This is a genomic window from Prevotella sp. S7 MS 2 (genome assembly GCF_000762865.1).
In the GTDB taxonomy this organism is placed as follows: domain Bacteria; phylum Bacteroidota; class Bacteroidia; order Bacteroidales; family Bacteroidaceae; genus Prevotella.
On sequence record NZ_JRPT01000004.1, the window covers coordinates 1 to 15,298 of the forward strand.

Below are 15,298 nucleotides of genomic sequence, written 5' to 3' on the forward strand. Positions count from 1 at the left end.
CCGCACCCGCGGACGGGGCAAGACACTGCCGCGAAACGCAATAAGGACGTTCAAGGGTTTAGTTGCGGATTTGAGGGTATTCTCTTATGCTTTGTCACAGAACATAAAAAAAAATACGATAAATTCATTTATAAACAGGTTCTTTAAATCACAAGATTTAGGTATTGTAGGCACTTATAATTCGTATTAATTTTGCAAGCGTTGAAAAATATTTTATTAATCCTATTTTTTTTATAGAAATGAAGACAAAATTATTCGCAACTATTTGTTTAATGTTATGTGTTTTTACGTCATGCGATAAAAACGCCGGTGACACCGATCCAAAACCTAATACAACGGCCAAGCACTTCGAGGCTCCGGCAACTGGATTCGATTCGTGGCTGTATATTGACCTTGAGACAGGGAAGACCACCGTGCAGAAAGAACTCGGCGAGTGGACATACCGCAAATATGAGAAGAACGAGAAAGGTGAGGATTTATCCAAAGTCATCGAGACGCAAGCTGCCACAGGCACGGAGAAGGACAAGCCTCAGAAGTGGGACATCGCCTTCAACGTACACAATCCATGCGTGAAGGACGGCGAGGTGCTGATGACCGAAGAGACTGACATCATGAAATTTACCCAAATGCCTAGCGGAGAATACAAGGGCAACGTACCTGGTCTCATCACCGTGGATATTAGTCGAATGAGAAAGCGTATCATCGGTTATGCAAAGGCACAGATTAATAAAGAGCTGCAGAAGTGGCTCAAGAGTACGGGCATGGGCCAGCCGAAGATTGTGAGCGACAAGGTGTTTGCCGTAAAGTTTAAGAATGGCAAGATGATGCTCTTAAAGTTTAAGGACTATGTTGATGCCACAGGCAAGAAGAAAATCGTGAGTTTCGACTATAGAGTTATGAATAAATAACTATAGTTTCACATTTCATGATGATAGATACAATTATGAAAAGACTACTTTCCATATTAGTATTGCTTACGGTGGCTTTTGCCACCGTTTGTGCCAATAACACTCCCCCACTTGAAAAGAAATATGCCATCACGGGAAAGGTTGTCGATGCCGGTGACGGGACGGCAATGCCTGGTGCGCGACTTACTGTGGAGGGAACGAATATTGTAGCTGGCACCGATGGCAAGGGTGCCTTTACCATTTACGTGCAGGACAACAAGGTGTATACCATTCATGTCAACTATATGGGCTATGTAGCCCGCACATTGCATGTACCCGCCACGGGTCATCCGTCGCTCACGGTCAAGATGACACAGTCGCACACCAAGCTCGACGAGGTGGTAGTCACAGGAGCGAGGACGGAGAAGCCACTAAAGGACGTGCCCGTCATCACGCGTGTTATCTCGCAGGAGGAAATAAGAATGGTCAACCCCGTTGATCTGAACACATTGCTGGAATATACCTTACCCGGAGTACAGTTCTACTATAACAGCATGAGCCAGACCACTACGCTCAACTATCAAGGCATGGACAGCAAGTCGGTGCTCTTCCTGCTCGACGGCGAGCGCATCAGTGGCGAGGGCTCCGACCATAATATAGACTTCTCGCGTATCAGCATCGACAATGTGGAGCGTATCGAGATAGTGCGTGGCGCAGCTTCGACACTGTACGACAGTCGGGCCATAGGTGGCGTGATTAACATCATCACGAAGAAGAGTATCAGACCGTTTGATGCTAGGGTCAATATGCGCTACGCAGGATACAACGGCGAGAACTATGCCATGTCATTGGGCATCAACAAGAACAAGTTCAGTTCGCAGTCGTCGTTCGGCTTCCGCCATCGCGACAATTATACGGTAAAAGACACGGAGGGTAAGCAGGTTGAGATGATCAAGCCCGACGGCAGTGTGAGCAAGTCGCAGAGCAAGCCCTCTTCCCTAATCATGTATGGCTACCGTATCATGGACTTCGGACAGCGATTCAAGTATCGTTTCAATGACCATCTCAGCGCTGAAGCATACGGCACCTTCTATACCAACACACGTCCGACAATGAACGGCAAGCGATGGCATCAGCGGTATGAAGACCTCGTAGCTGGCGCGAAGATGAAGTGGCAGGTAAACGACAACAACAGATTTGACCTTTCTTACACCTTCGACAACTATGTCAAGAAGGATGTGTTCGACCGTGTGGATCTCGTTGAGAAGATTTATGGCAACATCAACCACAGCACGCGTCTCTACTATACGGGCAACTTCGGTCGCCATACTTTCAGTGCAGGTATAGAGGGCATACACGAAAGCCTGAAACACTATATGATGAAAGACACGGGTACGGTAGACATCTCCCAACTCTCGCTCTGTGCTCAGGAAGACTGGCGCATTACCGACAACCTCAACCTCGTGGTGGGCGTGCGTGGCGATAAAGGCTATCATTACCGCTTCCACCTCACTCCTAAGGTGTCGATGCTCTATCGTCCGTTCAAGCATGTCACATTGCGTGCCGGCTATTCACAGGGCTACCGCATTCCCACACTCAAAGAGCTCTATCAGGAATTCAACATGGGCGGAATGGGAATCATGATGTATGGCAATAAAGACCTTAAACCAGAAGAGGGTAGTCAGCTATCGGCTTCGGCAGAATATGACTATGGAGGCTTCAACCTTTCGGTGTCGGCCTACCACAACCGTTTCCGCAACAAGATTTCATACGAGTATACGGAGCCTGGTAAAAGCTATAATATGAGGTATGTCAATGCCGAGAACGTGAAGACCACGGGTATTGAGGCTACGGCCAACTACCGTATGGCATGCGGTCTCCAATTCAGGGGAGCCTACACCTACATCAACGACTACGATGTGCGCGACGGCTACAACCAGTCGTGGATACGTCCACACAGCGCAAAGTTCAACGCCATATACAAGCACAAGTTCGGCAAGACCACCGAGTCTATTGCATTCAACAGCCAGTGGATGTCGCGCATCACGCGCTACTCGTACAACAGCACAGCCAAAGCCTACACGCGCTACGTGTTTGAACCGCGTACGGTCTGCTCTATCAATCTCCGCTCGGAGCTACCGAGAGGCATCACCCTCGGACTGATGATGGACAACCTTTTCAACTTTCGGGACAAGGCTGCCGACTCAGCGGTACAGCTTCCGCTCAACGGTATCAGTTATGTGGCGACAGTCAGCATCAACATTGCCGACATGATAAGAAAGTAATCATGCCTTACACCCTTAAAACCAAATTATGAATAAACGAAAATTATCAATCATAGCCGCCGTGGTAGCATTGCTACTCATGGGTATAGGCATATGGCACAAATGGCTATCCACTACAAGGATAGCCTTTGTGAATTATCAGACAATCACACTCGGACAGATAGCCCGTGCTAATGATAATCCGTTCATCAAGATAGAAAATCTTAGTGCCGACGACATCAAGAAAGCAACCGACTACGACATGGTCTTCGTGCAGGCTATGGGACTGCGTCTCACCGAGGAGCAACGCGAAAAGTTGGAAAAGGCAATGCAGGGCGGAACACCCGTGGTGAGTACGATGATTACTAATCCCGACAACGATTTCTGCTCGGTAGACACCACCACAGCCAATCGTCTGAAAGCCTACATCGGCAACGGCGGACGCGAGAACTACTGCAATATGCTTTCTTATGTGCGCAGGCACATCGACCGGAAAATTATCTATGCTCCCGAACCAGGCGAGGTCGTAGAACGCATATACGGACTGCTTTACCATACCGACCCCGATCATGCTGACGGTGAAAACCTACAATTCAACTCCGTGTCGGAATACAAGAAATTCCTTATGGAAAAAGGTTTGTGGAAAGATAAGGCCCCTGCCATTGTCATCACAGGCTCGATGGGCGAACCAGAGGAACTTATTGCCGAATTGGAAAAAACGGGCAATGTGGTGTTCCCTGTCAACTCTATCCATCAATTCGTGGAGAAACACCATGCCGACAGCATCAACGTGTCGGCCATCATCAACATGGCGCACGGGCGTCTCGGCGATGGTTTCGTGGACTATTTGAAGCATGTCAACGTACCATTCTTTGCTCCGCTGAACGTGGGAAGGCAGGAAAAGAAATGGGAAGACGATAAGATGGGAATGAATGGTGGTTTCCTGTCGCAGAGCGTGGTAACGCCCGAAATAGACGGTGCATTGCGACCATTCGCCCTTTTCGCTCATTACGTTGGTAAAGACGACCTGGAATATGTGGCGGCGATGCCCGAACGCCTCAGCACGTTTGTGCAGACAGTGAACAACTACATTGGTTTAAAACACAAGCCAAACAGCAAAAAGCGTGTGGTCATCTACTATTATAAAGGTCCGGGGCAGAATGCCATGACCGCAGGTGGCATGGAGGTTGGACCTTCGCTCTACAACCTGTTGGTGCGCCTCAAGCAGGAGGGCTACAACGTGGCAGGACTGCCCGAATCGCCCGAAGGACTGGAGAAAGCCATTCATCGGCAGGGTGCAGTGTTCAGCCTTTATGCCAAAGGAGCTTTTGACGAGTTTATGAAAAACGGAAAACCTGCACTCGTCAGCAAGACCGAATACGACAGCTGGGTAAAAAAGACACTCCGCCCCGAAAAATACAAGGAGGTGGTGAAAGCCAACGGTGAATTTCCAGGTGAGTATATGGCAACACCCGACGGCAAGCTAGCCGTGGCTCGTGTGCAGTTTGGTAATATTGTGCTACTTCCTCAGAATGCCGCAGGCAAGGGCGACAACTCATTCCAGATAGTGCATGGCACCGAAGCTACCCCACCCTACACCTACATAGCTTCCTACCTATGGGCACAGCACGGTTTCAAAGCCGATGTGCTGATACATTTCGGCACACATGGTAGTCTTGAGTTTACACCGAAGAAGCAGGTGGCATTGAGTAATCTCGACTGGCCCGACCGACTGGTGGGCGCAATACCACACTTCTACTTATACACCATCGGCAACGTAGGCGAAGGTCTTATCGCCAAACGTCGCTCGTATGCAGGCTTGCAGTCGTATCTCACACCACCGTTCATGGAAAGCGGAATGCGTGGCAAATACGGCGAACTCTCTTCCAAACTGAAACTCTACACGCAGAACATCGGCAAGGATAAAGCATTGTTGCATCGCACCTCGCTCGACATCAAAAAACTCGTGGTGCGTTTGGGATTCCATCGTGATTTGGGATTGGATAGCATAATATCACGCCCTTACACAGAGGAAGACATTCTGCGCATCGACAACTTTGCCGAAGAGCTCTCGACCGAGAAGATTACTGGTCAGCTCTATACCCTTGGCGTTTCTTACGAGCCGGCTCGTATCAACAGTAGCCTACTCGAAATGTGTACCGACCCCGTGGCTTACTCGCTCTTTACGCTCGACAAGGTGAAAGGAAAAGCAAGCGAGGCAATGCTGAAACGTCGCTCCGAATTCAACAGCCGTTATCTTTATCCTGCCAAATCGCTGGTGCAGTCGGTCATCAATAGTCCGGCAACAGTCACCGACGCCTTCGTATGCAAAGTTGGACAACTCTCACCGTCCGACCTGCAACGTGCACACAGTATCTATAAAGACCTCACAGCACCGTCGGATATGATGAAAATGATGATGGGCATGGGCGCAACGGGCAAGAAACCAAAGAGTGGCATGCCGAAAGGTATGGGCAACGCCATGCACGGAAAGCCGTCGACAGGTATGCCTCAAAAAGGAATGCCTCAAAAAGGAATGTCGGCTATGTCTGCGATGATGAAAAAAGAAAAGAAATCATATAGCAGGGAGGAGAAAGCTTTTGCCTTTGCCGTGCGAGAACTTGAGCGCACGCTGAAAAGCATCGACAAGTACAGGCAATATCTTGTGGAAAGTCCACGGTGCGAGCTGGAGAGCATGCTCAATGCTATGAACGGTGGCTACACAGCGCCATCGCCAGGTGGCGACCCGATTGTAAACCCGAATACCCTGCCAACGGGTAGAAACCTCTACGGTATCAATGCCGAGGCCACACCGAGCGAGGCAGCATGGGAGAAAGGAAAGCAACTGGCACAGAATACCATCGAGATGTACCAGCGTCGCCACAACGGCGAAATGCCACACAAGGTGAGCTATACGCTATGGAGTGGCGAGTTTATAGAGACCGAGGGTGCAACGATAGCGCAGGTGCTCTATATGCTGGGTGTTGAGCCTATCAGAGACTCGTTCGGCCGAGTGAGTGACCTACGCCTGATTCCCTCGAAAGAGTTGGGAAGAAAGCGTATCGATGTAGTGGTGCAGACCTCCGGACAGCTCCGCGACCTTGCAGCGTCACGCCTTTTCCTCATCAACAGAGCGGTGGAAATGGCAGCTAATGCCAAGGACGATGCCTTCGAGAACGAGGTATCCATTGGCATGAAGGAGGCCGAACGTTACCTCACAGAGAAAGGTGTGTCGCCCAAGGAGGCACGCAAACTGGCATCGCAACGCATCTTCGGAGGTATGAACGGCAACTACGGCACAGGCATACAGGGCATGGTGATGAGTGGCGACCGCTGGGAAAAGCGTGAAGAGATTGCCAACACCTACATCAACAATATGGGTGCTTTCTACGGCAGCGAGAAAGACTGGGAACAGTATAGCAAGCATGCTTTCGAGGCCGCCCTCACCCGCACCGACGTTGTGGTGCAGCCTCGCCAGAGCAACACATGGGGAGCACTGAGCCTAGACCATGTCTACGAGTTTATGGGCGGACTGAACCTTGCCGTACGACATGTGACGGGCAAAGACCCCGATGCCTATCTGAGCGACTACCGCAACCGCCACAACGTGCGCATGCAGGAGGTGAAAGAGGCAATAGGTGTGGAGAGTCGCACCACTATTCTAAATCCCGTATATATAAAGGAGAAGATGAAAGGTGGCGCGAGCGCAGCAGGAGGTTTTGCCGAAATCGTGGAAAACACCTACGGGTGGAACGTGATGAAGCCACAGGCGATAGACAAGGAACTTTGGGACGACATCTACGATGTGTACGTAAAAGACAAGTACAACCTTGGCACACAGGCATTCTTCGAGCAGAAAAATCCTGCAGCATTGCAGCAGATTACCGCTGTAATGCTCGAAACCGTGCGAAAGGGAATGTGGAATGCTACACCACAGCAGGTGGCCGACCTTGCCAAACTGCATGTCGATATGGTGAAGAAATACAAACCGTCAGGCTCTGGCTTCGTGGGCGACAATGCCAAACTGTGCAACTTCATCGCCTCAAAGGTAGATGCTGAGCGTGGCAAGGAATACCAGCAACAGATTGACCGACTGCGCAATGCGGCGACAAACACGGGCAAGGGCACGGTGATGAAGCACGAGGATATGTCGCAGACGGAAGAACATACACAGAAGATCAGCGAAGGCATGCTCGCTGGCGGTGCGATATTTATTCTCCTTGCTCTGCTGATGTTCGTCATCCGCATGCGCCGCAAAAACCGTACACGATAAGACGCTATGGAAACCTTAGTTGTCATACTCTTCATACTTGTCTGTTTCAGCTTCGTGCTGAAACAGACTTTTGTACGTCCGTTGCAGATGGGCATCACGGCGATGGCGGCATGGCTGTTTACTGGGCTGGCATGGCGTGGCGCGATATTGCAGTCGTCTACACAGATTGCAGGTTGGCTTACCGACACCGAACTGGTGCGCGACATCTCCGTGTTGCTCAATCTCGATGTATTGTTAGCCATGGCCTTCTGCCTGCTGGCGACCGACATGGAAATATCGGGGCAGGTGGGTCGTAGGGCACACTGGCTCCTCGTCTTTCTACGCTTCTTCCCCGGCATCATGGTCGTACCGGCAATGTTTGGGATTCTCGTCAAAGTCATCTTTGCATTTCCTGGCGAAGACTTCTCGCTCGTGGCATGGACGCTGGGTGGCGTATTCGCCGTAGCCATTCCGTTGCTCACACATACGCTGAAACGCCTGCTGCCCGAACCCTTCCTACGCCTCGAACTGCTCTTCCTCTGCAGTCTGCTCATCGCGCTAATGGGCATCGTGGCAACGGTTAACGGCAAGACAACCGTGACGGGAACCGACAGCGTCGACCTCGAATCCCTCGTCGGCACGCTGGTTCTTATAGCCACATCGATAGTGGCAGGTATGGCGTGGTATCGGTGGCGCACCAAACAACAAATAATTCAAATGAATAGAAAAAACAAACGGATATAAAACAATGAATTACATAACAGACATACTCTATTGGATTTCGTCGGGACTCCTCGTTCCCGTTATCCTCATTCTCATATTCTTCTTCCTCCGCTCGTTGCTATTGCTGGGTGGATTCTTCAATCAGTATCTCACCATGCGACAGAGCGGGGTCATGCTACACAGAGAGATGAAAACGCTCACGGCTGATAATCTTATGACGCTCCCCGAACGCCTACCGAAGGGAAGGCTACCCATAGTTACCTACATGGAGAAGATGGTGGAGCACCGAGGGAGCGCAGCCAAGATTAACCACCTAATCGACGAATACGAATGCATGGCGGAGCGTGAACTTGAAACCTCTAAGATGTTTGCCAAGATGGGGCCAATGACAGGACTCATGGGCACACTCATACCAATGGGGCCCGCACTGGTGGGACTATCATCGGGCGACATAGCCTCTATGGCATACAATATGCAGGTGGCGTTTGCCACTACCGTCATCGGACTATTTGCAGGAGGAGTAGGCTTCGTGGTCAAATCGGTAAGGCAACGCTGGTACAGACGCGACATGAGCGCGCTCAACTACATTGCCGATATGTTGAACGAAAACAGCGACAATCCATCATGAGAAGACGACCAATCAGAATTGGGCATGACGAGGACGACGACCCGATGAGCGTAGTGGGCAACCTCTTCGACGCAGCAATGGTCTTTGCTGTGGCACTAATGGTAGCACTCGTCACCCACTACAAGATGACCGAGATGTTCAGCACCGAGGATTTCACCGTGGTGAAAAATCCTGGGAAGGAGAATATGGAAATCATCTCTAAGAAAGGCAAGCAGATAGATCGCTACACACCGTCGGAAAATCAGAATGCCAAGGGCGACAAAGGCCGTCGCGTGGGTGTGGCATACCAACTGGAGAATGGCGAGATTATCTACATTCCCGAGGAATGAACAGTCCCTGTTTCGTTAATTCAAATCCAGCAGGTTTGTGTTGTAAGGTTATTGGTGTATGATAGATGTTGCTTAAATGTTATTGCAATGTAGAAAAATAATGTGAGTTCGACGAATTTAAAATAGTGCAGGCTGTGTGTCAAATGTCCTTTGTACATTGACGCACGGCTTCTTTGGAAACAAACAATATGCAGCCAATGCTCCAAGCATATTGACGATAAAATTATCAAATTTATAAACTGAAAGAACTACCCTTGCATAGCTTCCTATGAAATTCTTTTCATCATAAAGGGAATATGCAACATCCGCAAACAAATGGGATTTATAGCCCGGAGGGCTAGCCTTGAATAGCCGGGAACTGTCGAGCTAAACGAAGATAGTCTCCGGTATGAGTATATACCGGAGATAAAGTCTGATAAGACTTCCCCATCATCGGGCCTTATACAAGAAATTAAGCCATGGGAGACGAACGGTTCTCTCACATACATGGACAAAAAAATCCCCAAAAGCATTGCTGCCTTTGAGGATATATATCTATTTAAGAATTAATTCAATTTACTACTTACCAAGAGCTTGCTTAGCTGTTTCATTGTTAGGATCAATCTCTAACATCTTGTTCCAATAGCTATCTGCTGTACTCTTATCGCTCTTCAGCGTATAATAGTATCCTAGATACTGGTAAGCTTCCAACAGACGAGCATCGTCACGGTCGCCTTTCTCGGTATGACTCTTAATGATTTCAATCAACTTCTCATAATGAGGTTTAGCCGCACCGGTCTTTGTTTCAGGGTCGAGAGCATAACCGATATGAGCACGCTGATAGGTAGCGAAGTCAGCTGCACTTGGGAACTTCTCTGCCATCTCACCGAATACTCGGTCAGCATTAGCATAAGCTTCCTTCTGTTCAGCACCAGTGGTCTTGGTAGCCTGATTCATATACATGTTAGCCAACGCATTATAGTCGATAGCTGTAATCTGCTTCAAAGTCTTGAGATACTCATCATAAGTCTTAGTAGCATTAGCAATATCGCCCATCTCTGAGTAAGCACTTGCAATATTCTTCAAAGCGTCAGACTTATCGGCATCATTATCTTTGTTATTTGCCAAAGACTGTCTAAACATATCAATAGCTTTCTGATACTCCTTGTTACCTTGATAAGCATAACCATAATAGAGATAGTCGCTCTCTGTAATCTTAGTAGAGTCGCTCTGATTGAACAAACGGTCAGCATAAGTAAGAGCCTCTGGGTAACGCTTCAAGTTGGTAAGGTTAAAGAACGAGATACGATTCAAAGCCGGATGACGTGGGAACTTGTTGTTACCGAACTGAGAAATAGATAAACTCTTCTCAAAGTCACCCTTAAGGAAGTTATCCAAAGAGTAACTTACCAAGTCGGTAGCTTCCATCTTGTTCTTATCTACCTTATCATAATACTCAATAGCCTTGCTCAAATTACCGGCCTTATCGTAAATCTGTGCAGAGACAATATCTACTGGATAATCGGGTAGGTTCTCATGAAGCTTATTCAACATTGCCACAGAAGAAGAAGGGCTAACCTTACTATTGATCTGTGCATACTTGCGATAACCTTCGGGATTCTTCGGATCTACGAATGTAGCCTGCTCATACCAAGAAGAAGCCGCACCACCATTGTCCTTGATAACCTGAATATCACCACTCAAAATGAAAGCTGGACCATATTTCATGTCACGTTTAAGAGCCATATCGGCATAGACCTGAGCATTGAGTGTATCTTGAATATCAAGATATGCACGACCAATACCAACAAGAACCTCCGGATTCTTCTTGTACATCTTCACAATGTCCTTCATCTGTTTTGCCTTATCAGGGCTGTTAGACTGAAGAATCTTATTCACTTGCTCAATGGCAGCTTTCTCATTCTGAGCCATCACAGGAGCACCAAATCCTATCATCAATGCTCCGACTAATAAGTATTTAATTGCTTTCATAATTTCTTCTTTTACTGTTATTAATTCAAGTATTGAATGCTAATTATTAGACGTATAACAATACTAAATGTAACATCCATCACATTATTATTCGCTTACATTAACATCTCGAATGGTAATATTCCCTTGTACAGGTAGCAAACCCGACTTGAGAATAATCATCTGGCCTTTAGGTGATGCCAAAAAATGAGCGAATCCCCATGGAAGTCCGTTAATAGGGTCGTTCAACAACGCATAAACAGTACGGATAAGGGGATAATTTCCATTATATATATAATATTGGTAAGGCTTCCAGCTATTCATAGGAGTAGCTTTATCTTTACGGCTTACCGACATTAAACGAATATTCTTATTAAAAGTAAGATTGGTAGTGTCTCGACTGTCATTCAGCCAATTACTTCCGATGATACCAATAGCACCGGGAGTCTTCTCTACATAGCTGATAACATCAGCAGTCTTCTGCGTAGCAAACACATTCGGACTGGCAATAGGTTTACCACCTAAGATGGAATCTTCGGCAAAATGCACGGCACTAGATTTACGATTATCAAAGACAACAGTAATCTGCCCACTCCTAGAACCAGCATGAATCTGATTCCATTGTGTCACTTTGCCACTTAAGATACGAGCTATGTCTTTCACAGTTATGCAGGTATCAGGATTTGCCTTGTTGACAATGAGAGCCAAACCATCATAGGCAATCTTGAGAGCCTTCGGCATAAAAGTGCGATCTCTTAAATTCTTTAATTCCGACTCTTTATAGTCACGAGCTGTAATCATCAAGCAAATCTTATTTTTCAGCAACATATTCATACCATCCGATTCGTTAGTATAAATGGGCTTTACCTTTGCTTGAGTATAAATAGTCTCAAATATCTGTCGCTCTTCCTCGATAATGGGACTAAAACTTTCGTCAGAGGCGAAACTAATCACCCCTGACGAATATGTGTCTGTTCTGCCACCTTTATGCTTCTTTTGTCCACAAGAAGCAAGAAGGCTGACAGACAGTAGTGTTAATCCTACGAATATGTAAGATACTCTTTTCTTCATTTACTTATCAGTTCTGCAACTTGAACGATACAGGAACATTGTATTTCACACGCACAGCTGAACCATTCTGCTTACCGGGGGTCCAACGAGGCATGCTACGTACGACACGCTGTGCTTCTTTATCAAGTGAGGGATCTACCGAACGTACGACACGAACATCTGTGATAGAACCGTCTCTCTCAACAACGAAAGATACAACGACACGTCCTTGTACACCATTTTCCTGTGCAACTACAGGATATTTCACGTTACTGCTAAGGTATTGAAGCAATGCGGTAGGTCCACCGGGGAACATAGGCATCTGCTCTACGACTTCAAAGACTTTTTCCTCTTCCTGCTTTGGAGGTTCAGGCTGAGCAATTACTTCCTTAGCCTTCAACACCTCTCCACCAACTTCATCGTTACCTTTAACCTCGAACGAGCCAATAGCTGTCTTGGTCTGCATCAACTGATCCTGTGTCTTTAATTCCTCTTCGGGCTTAACCTCAGAGTCTTTCTTGATTACAGGAGGAGTAAACTTAATAGAACTCTTTACACGTTCAACTACCTTTTCAGGTTCAACTTCAATTTTCTTCTTCTTTACCTCGGCCTGTTTTTTAGGCTGATTCAAAGCAGAAAGTTCGTTTACCTGTGTGGCAGCCACCTTACGAGCATTCTCATCTACGATATTCTTAATAGCTATAGCAGAGAAAGCAACGATGGCAAGAACGAAAACGGCAGCGATGGCGATAAGATTTCTCTTGGCAGTCCCCTTACGAAGCTTGTATGCACCGTAAGCTTGGTTTCTACCAGCGAAGACCAAATCGGTCCATTCACCAGATATTAAATCTATTTTTGACATTTTCTTTTTGTTTTAAATCATTTGCGTAAAAGACTTATTTCACACCCTTCTTGTCAAGCAATTCCTTGTCTTGAGGATTGATCTTGTCGATTACGTACTTACCAATACTGCAAATCTGCATTTCATCAAGAACATCTACCAAGTTCTTATAAGAAGCACCGTCTGTTGCGCGGATAATGATAGTCAAAGTAGGAATCTTCTCACCATCAACTTCACCAGCTTTCAACTTCGCAAGTTCCTTGTCGTAAACTTCCTGAGTATACTTATTAGGCTCGTTCAACTTTTTAGCGTCGAGTTTAGCCTTGGCACGCATAATAGCCTGAACAGGGATTGTTCCGTCTTCAGTCTCATGATTGATGAGCACACTACGAATACCCTTTGCACCCCATGTGGTTTCTTTCAACGTATTGGGATCGCTGTAGTTAGGCATACCCTCTACATAGTAGATTTTGTCGCCACTACCTACATAGATAGTAATCGTCTGTGAAGCCTTGGTAACCGACTTGTCTTCATCTTGAATGTTCTTATCGTTACTTGGCATACTCAACTCCATCGTCTGTGGTTTTGCCAAAGATGTACAGAGCATGAAGAATGTGATAAGAAGCATCATCATATCCACCATAGGCGTAAAGTCTACACGGATATTTATCTTCTTCTGTCTACTTTCTTTCTTTTTAGCCATGCCTTAGTCCTCCAACTTTTTATAAGAAGTGATGAGATAGTAACGGTTCTCACTCATATCCTGAAGTTCGGACATTACCTTCTTGATTACCTTATAAGGAGTCTTCTCATCGGCCTTGATAGCGAGTTTGATATCAGGATTAGCAGTACGAGCCTGCTCTACCCACATCTGGAACTCACTCTTCTTGCCCTCGATACTGTCTGTAGGAATACCAAACTTAGGAAGTTCTGCAGCCATCTGACTTGTTTCTAAGTTCAAATAAGCACCCAGTCTATCCATGGGAACACCCCACATTGCATCTTTCTGGAACTTTTTCTCCTGTTCACCATTCAATGACACACCAAACTGACCGGTCATACCAGCAAGTACATCCATCATTTGTGTTTGGTTGTCCATACTCATAAATATCTTACCGGTCTTATCAACCAAGATATTCAGAACGTTCTTCTCTGGAACTTTGATCTCTGATACCGAACCGGGGGTTACAACCTTTACTGGCTCATTCTTCACAAACGTTGATGTCAACATGAAGAAAGTCAGCAAGAGCACCATCACGTCCGACATAGGGGTCATGTCAATCCAAACGTCACTCTTCTTAATTTTTACTTTACCCATAGCGATAAAATTTTAAAGGGTTAGCAAAAATTAAGCCTCTTCTGTGTGGTTTGCTTCGTATGTCTGAGCGATAGAGTAACCTACTTCGTCGAGTGCGTATGTCAACTTATCAATCTTGTTTGTGAAGAAGTTATAAGAAACTACTGCAAACCAAGATGTCAAAATACCGAATGCGGTGTTGATCAAGGCCTCAGAAATACCAGTTGACAATGCAAGAGAGTCACCACCACCACCTGCTGCAAGAGCGGCGAACGACTTGATCATACCGGTTACAGTACCGAGAAGACCTGTCAATGTACCCAATGTTACGATAGTAGCAATCATCGGAAGGTTCATCTGAAGAGTAGGCATCTCCAACTGAGTTGCTTCCTCGTGAGCCTGCTGGATTTTAGCAACCTTCTGACCTTTCTTAATACCACTAGTAGCTTCCATTTCCTTGTAAGCATTCAAAGAAGCTGCAACAACATTAGCTACAGAACCTCTCTGCTTGTCGCAAACCTGCTGAGCCTTAGCGAAGTCACCAGCATTCAAAGCTGCCTTAATATTAGCAACGAATTTGGTCAAAGAACCCTTACCAAAAGCGGTACGAAGAGCCAACCAACGCTCTACAGAAAGAGCAAGAACGGTAAGCAACAAAGTGTGGATAATTGGAACGACCATACCACCCTTATAGATAGTACCCATCAAGTTACCATTAAGAACGGCACCTGAAGGATCGTTATTTACGAAGTTTGCAGGATTACCGAGAATAAAGTTAAAGATACAAATAGCAATAATGAAACATGCTACGATGATCCAGAATGCTGCTCTGATACCTTGGAAGCCCTGTCCCTTCTTAGGGGTGGCTGTTTTTTGTGTAGTTGCCATAATTTTTAAAAATTAATTTTTAGTTATTGAAAATTTATAATATTTGTTCGATTTAGTGTCAATGGTTAGCAAATGTAGGAAAACCACGTAGGAATACCCATTTTTTGTATCGCAAAGATAATCATTTATGAATAACTACAAACCGAATTAAGAAGTTTTAACGAGATAGTATATTAAATGTCTCCCTTT

At 46.4% G+C, this 15,298-nt stretch carries 12 protein-coding genes and 1 pseudogene; 6 read left to right on the forward strand and 7 right to left on the reverse strand.

The genetic code is table 11. The features are described from left to right. Window positions 1-239 precede the first annotated feature (239 nt). The 6 genes from HMPREF0671_RS01565 to HMPREF0671_RS01590 are packed head-to-tail and all read left to right on the forward strand — an operon-like array spanning window position 240 to window position 9,083. Window positions 240-908: an HmuY family protein gene (locus HMPREF0671_RS01565; RefSeq protein ID WP_036896298.1), complete on the forward strand. Its 669-nt coding sequence runs from the start codon at window positions 240-242 to the stop codon at window positions 906-908. Window positions 909-943: 35 nt separating this feature from the next. Further along, window positions 944-3,172, forward strand: coding sequence for a TonB-dependent receptor (locus tag HMPREF0671_RS01570; protein WP_036896392.1), 2,229 nt, complete (start codon window positions 944-946; stop codon window positions 3,170-3,172). 28 nt (window positions 3,173-3,200) lie between these two features. Beyond that, window positions 3,201-7,424, forward strand: coding sequence for a cobaltochelatase subunit CobN (locus tag HMPREF0671_RS01575; RefSeq protein ID WP_036896300.1), 4,224 nt, complete (start codon window positions 3,201-3,203; stop codon window positions 7,422-7,424). 6 nt (window positions 7,425-7,430) lie between these two features. Continuing rightward, the gene (locus HMPREF0671_RS01580) at window positions 7,431-8,147 is read left to right on the forward strand and encodes a hypothetical protein (protein WP_036896301.1); all 717 of its coding nucleotides are present in this window, start codon (window positions 7,431-7,433) and stop codon (window positions 8,145-8,147) included. A 4-nt stretch (window positions 8,148-8,151) separates the two neighbouring features. Beyond that, window positions 8,152-8,754 carry a MotA/TolQ/ExbB proton channel family protein gene (locus HMPREF0671_RS01585; protein ID WP_036896303.1) on the forward strand — a complete coding sequence of 201 codons (603 nt, stop codon included), beginning with the start codon at window positions 8,152-8,154 and terminating at the stop codon, window positions 8,752-8,754. Further along, the gene (locus HMPREF0671_RS01590) at window positions 8,751-9,083 is read left to right on the forward strand and encodes a DUF2149 domain-containing protein (protein ID WP_036896304.1); all 333 of its coding nucleotides are present in this window, start codon (window positions 8,751-8,753) and stop codon (window positions 9,081-9,083) included. Before HMPREF0671_RS01585 ends, HMPREF0671_RS01590 begins: the two co-directional genes overlap by 4 nt. 117 nt (window positions 9,084-9,200) lie before the next feature. Here HMPREF0671_RS01590 and HMPREF0671_RS12620 read toward each other — a convergent pair. From HMPREF0671_RS12620 to HMPREF0671_RS01620, 7 genes and pseudogenes are all read right to left on the reverse strand, one after another. Further along, window positions 9,201-9,314 (reverse strand): annotated as a pseudogene (locus HMPREF0671_RS12620) (IS982 family transposase); the annotation flags it as partial. Between the two features lie 327 nt (window positions 9,315-9,641). Continuing rightward, on the reverse strand, window positions 9,642-11,054 hold the full coding sequence (locus tag HMPREF0671_RS01595) for a lipopolysaccharide assembly protein LapB (RefSeq protein WP_036896306.1): 1,413 nt from the start codon (window positions 11,052-11,054) through the stop codon (window positions 9,642-9,644). A gap of 87 nt (window positions 11,055-11,141) precedes the next feature. Next, complete coding sequence (locus HMPREF0671_RS01600; protein WP_036896308.1) at window positions 11,142-12,104, reverse strand: PstS family phosphate ABC transporter substrate-binding protein; 963 nt, start codon at window positions 12,102-12,104, stop codon at window positions 11,142-11,144. A gap of 7 nt (window positions 12,105-12,111) precedes the next feature. Next, window positions 12,112-12,945 carry an energy transducer TonB gene (locus tag HMPREF0671_RS01605; protein ID WP_036896310.1) on the reverse strand — a complete coding sequence of 278 codons (834 nt, stop codon included), beginning with the start codon at window positions 12,943-12,945 and terminating at the stop codon, window positions 12,112-12,114. A 34-nt stretch (window positions 12,946-12,979) separates the two neighbouring features. Beyond that, complete coding sequence (locus HMPREF0671_RS01610) at window positions 12,980-13,627, reverse strand: biopolymer transporter ExbD (RefSeq protein WP_036896311.1); 648 nt, start codon at window positions 13,625-13,627, stop codon at window positions 12,980-12,982. A 3-nt stretch (window positions 13,628-13,630) separates the two neighbouring features. Next, window positions 13,631-14,242 carry a biopolymer transporter ExbD gene (locus HMPREF0671_RS01615; protein ID WP_036896312.1) on the reverse strand — a complete coding sequence of 204 codons (612 nt, stop codon included), beginning with the start codon at window positions 14,240-14,242 and terminating at the stop codon, window positions 13,631-13,633. Window positions 14,243-14,272: 30 nt separating this feature from the next. After that, complete coding sequence (locus HMPREF0671_RS01620) at window positions 14,273-15,109, reverse strand: MotA/TolQ/ExbB proton channel family protein (protein WP_036896313.1); 837 nt, start codon at window positions 15,107-15,109, stop codon at window positions 14,273-14,275. Window positions 15,110-15,298: the final 189 nt, after the last annotated feature.

Excerpts from the sequence above, each read along its gene's own strand:
- HMPREF0671_RS01575 (WP_036896300.1), top strand. The coding sequence starts at position 3,201 with ATGAATAAACGAAAATTATCAATCATAGCCGCCGTGGTAGCATTGCTA.
- HMPREF0671_RS01610 (WP_036896311.1), bottom strand. The coding sequence starts at position 13,627 with ATGGCTAAAAAGAAAGAAAGTAGACAGAAGAAGATAAATATCCGTGTA.
- HMPREF0671_RS01585 (WP_036896303.1), top strand. The coding sequence starts at position 8,152 with ATGAATTACATAACAGACATACTCTATTGGATTTCGTCGGGACTCCTC.
- HMPREF0671_RS01570 (WP_036896392.1), top strand. The coding sequence starts at position 944 with ATGAAAAGACTACTTTCCATATTAGTATTGCTTACGGTGGCTTTTGCC.
- HMPREF0671_RS01620 (WP_036896313.1), bottom strand. The coding sequence starts at position 15,109 with ATGGCAACTACACAAAAAACAGCCACCCCTAAGAAGGGACAGGGCTTC.
- HMPREF0671_RS01590 (WP_036896304.1), top strand. The coding sequence starts at position 8,751 with ATGAGAAGACGACCAATCAGAATTGGGCATGACGAGGACGACGACCCG.
- HMPREF0671_RS01605 (WP_036896310.1), bottom strand. The coding sequence starts at position 12,945 with ATGTCAAAAATAGATTTAATATCTGGTGAATGGACCGATTTGGTCTTC.
- HMPREF0671_RS01565 (WP_036896298.1), top strand. The coding sequence starts at position 240 with ATGAAGACAAAATTATTCGCAACTATTTGTTTAATGTTATGTGTTTTT.
- HMPREF0671_RS01600 (WP_036896308.1), bottom strand. The coding sequence starts at position 12,104 with ATGAAGAAAAGAGTATCTTACATATTCGTAGGATTAACACTACTGTCT.
- HMPREF0671_RS01595 (WP_036896306.1), bottom strand. The coding sequence starts at position 11,054 with ATGAAAGCAATTAAATACTTATTAGTCGGAGCATTGATGATAGGATTT.
- HMPREF0671_RS01615 (WP_036896312.1), bottom strand. The coding sequence starts at position 14,242 with ATGGGTAAAGTAAAAATTAAGAAGAGTGACGTTTGGATTGACATGACC.
- HMPREF0671_RS01580 (WP_036896301.1), top strand. The coding sequence starts at position 7,431 with ATGGAAACCTTAGTTGTCATACTCTTCATACTTGTCTGTTTCAGCTTC.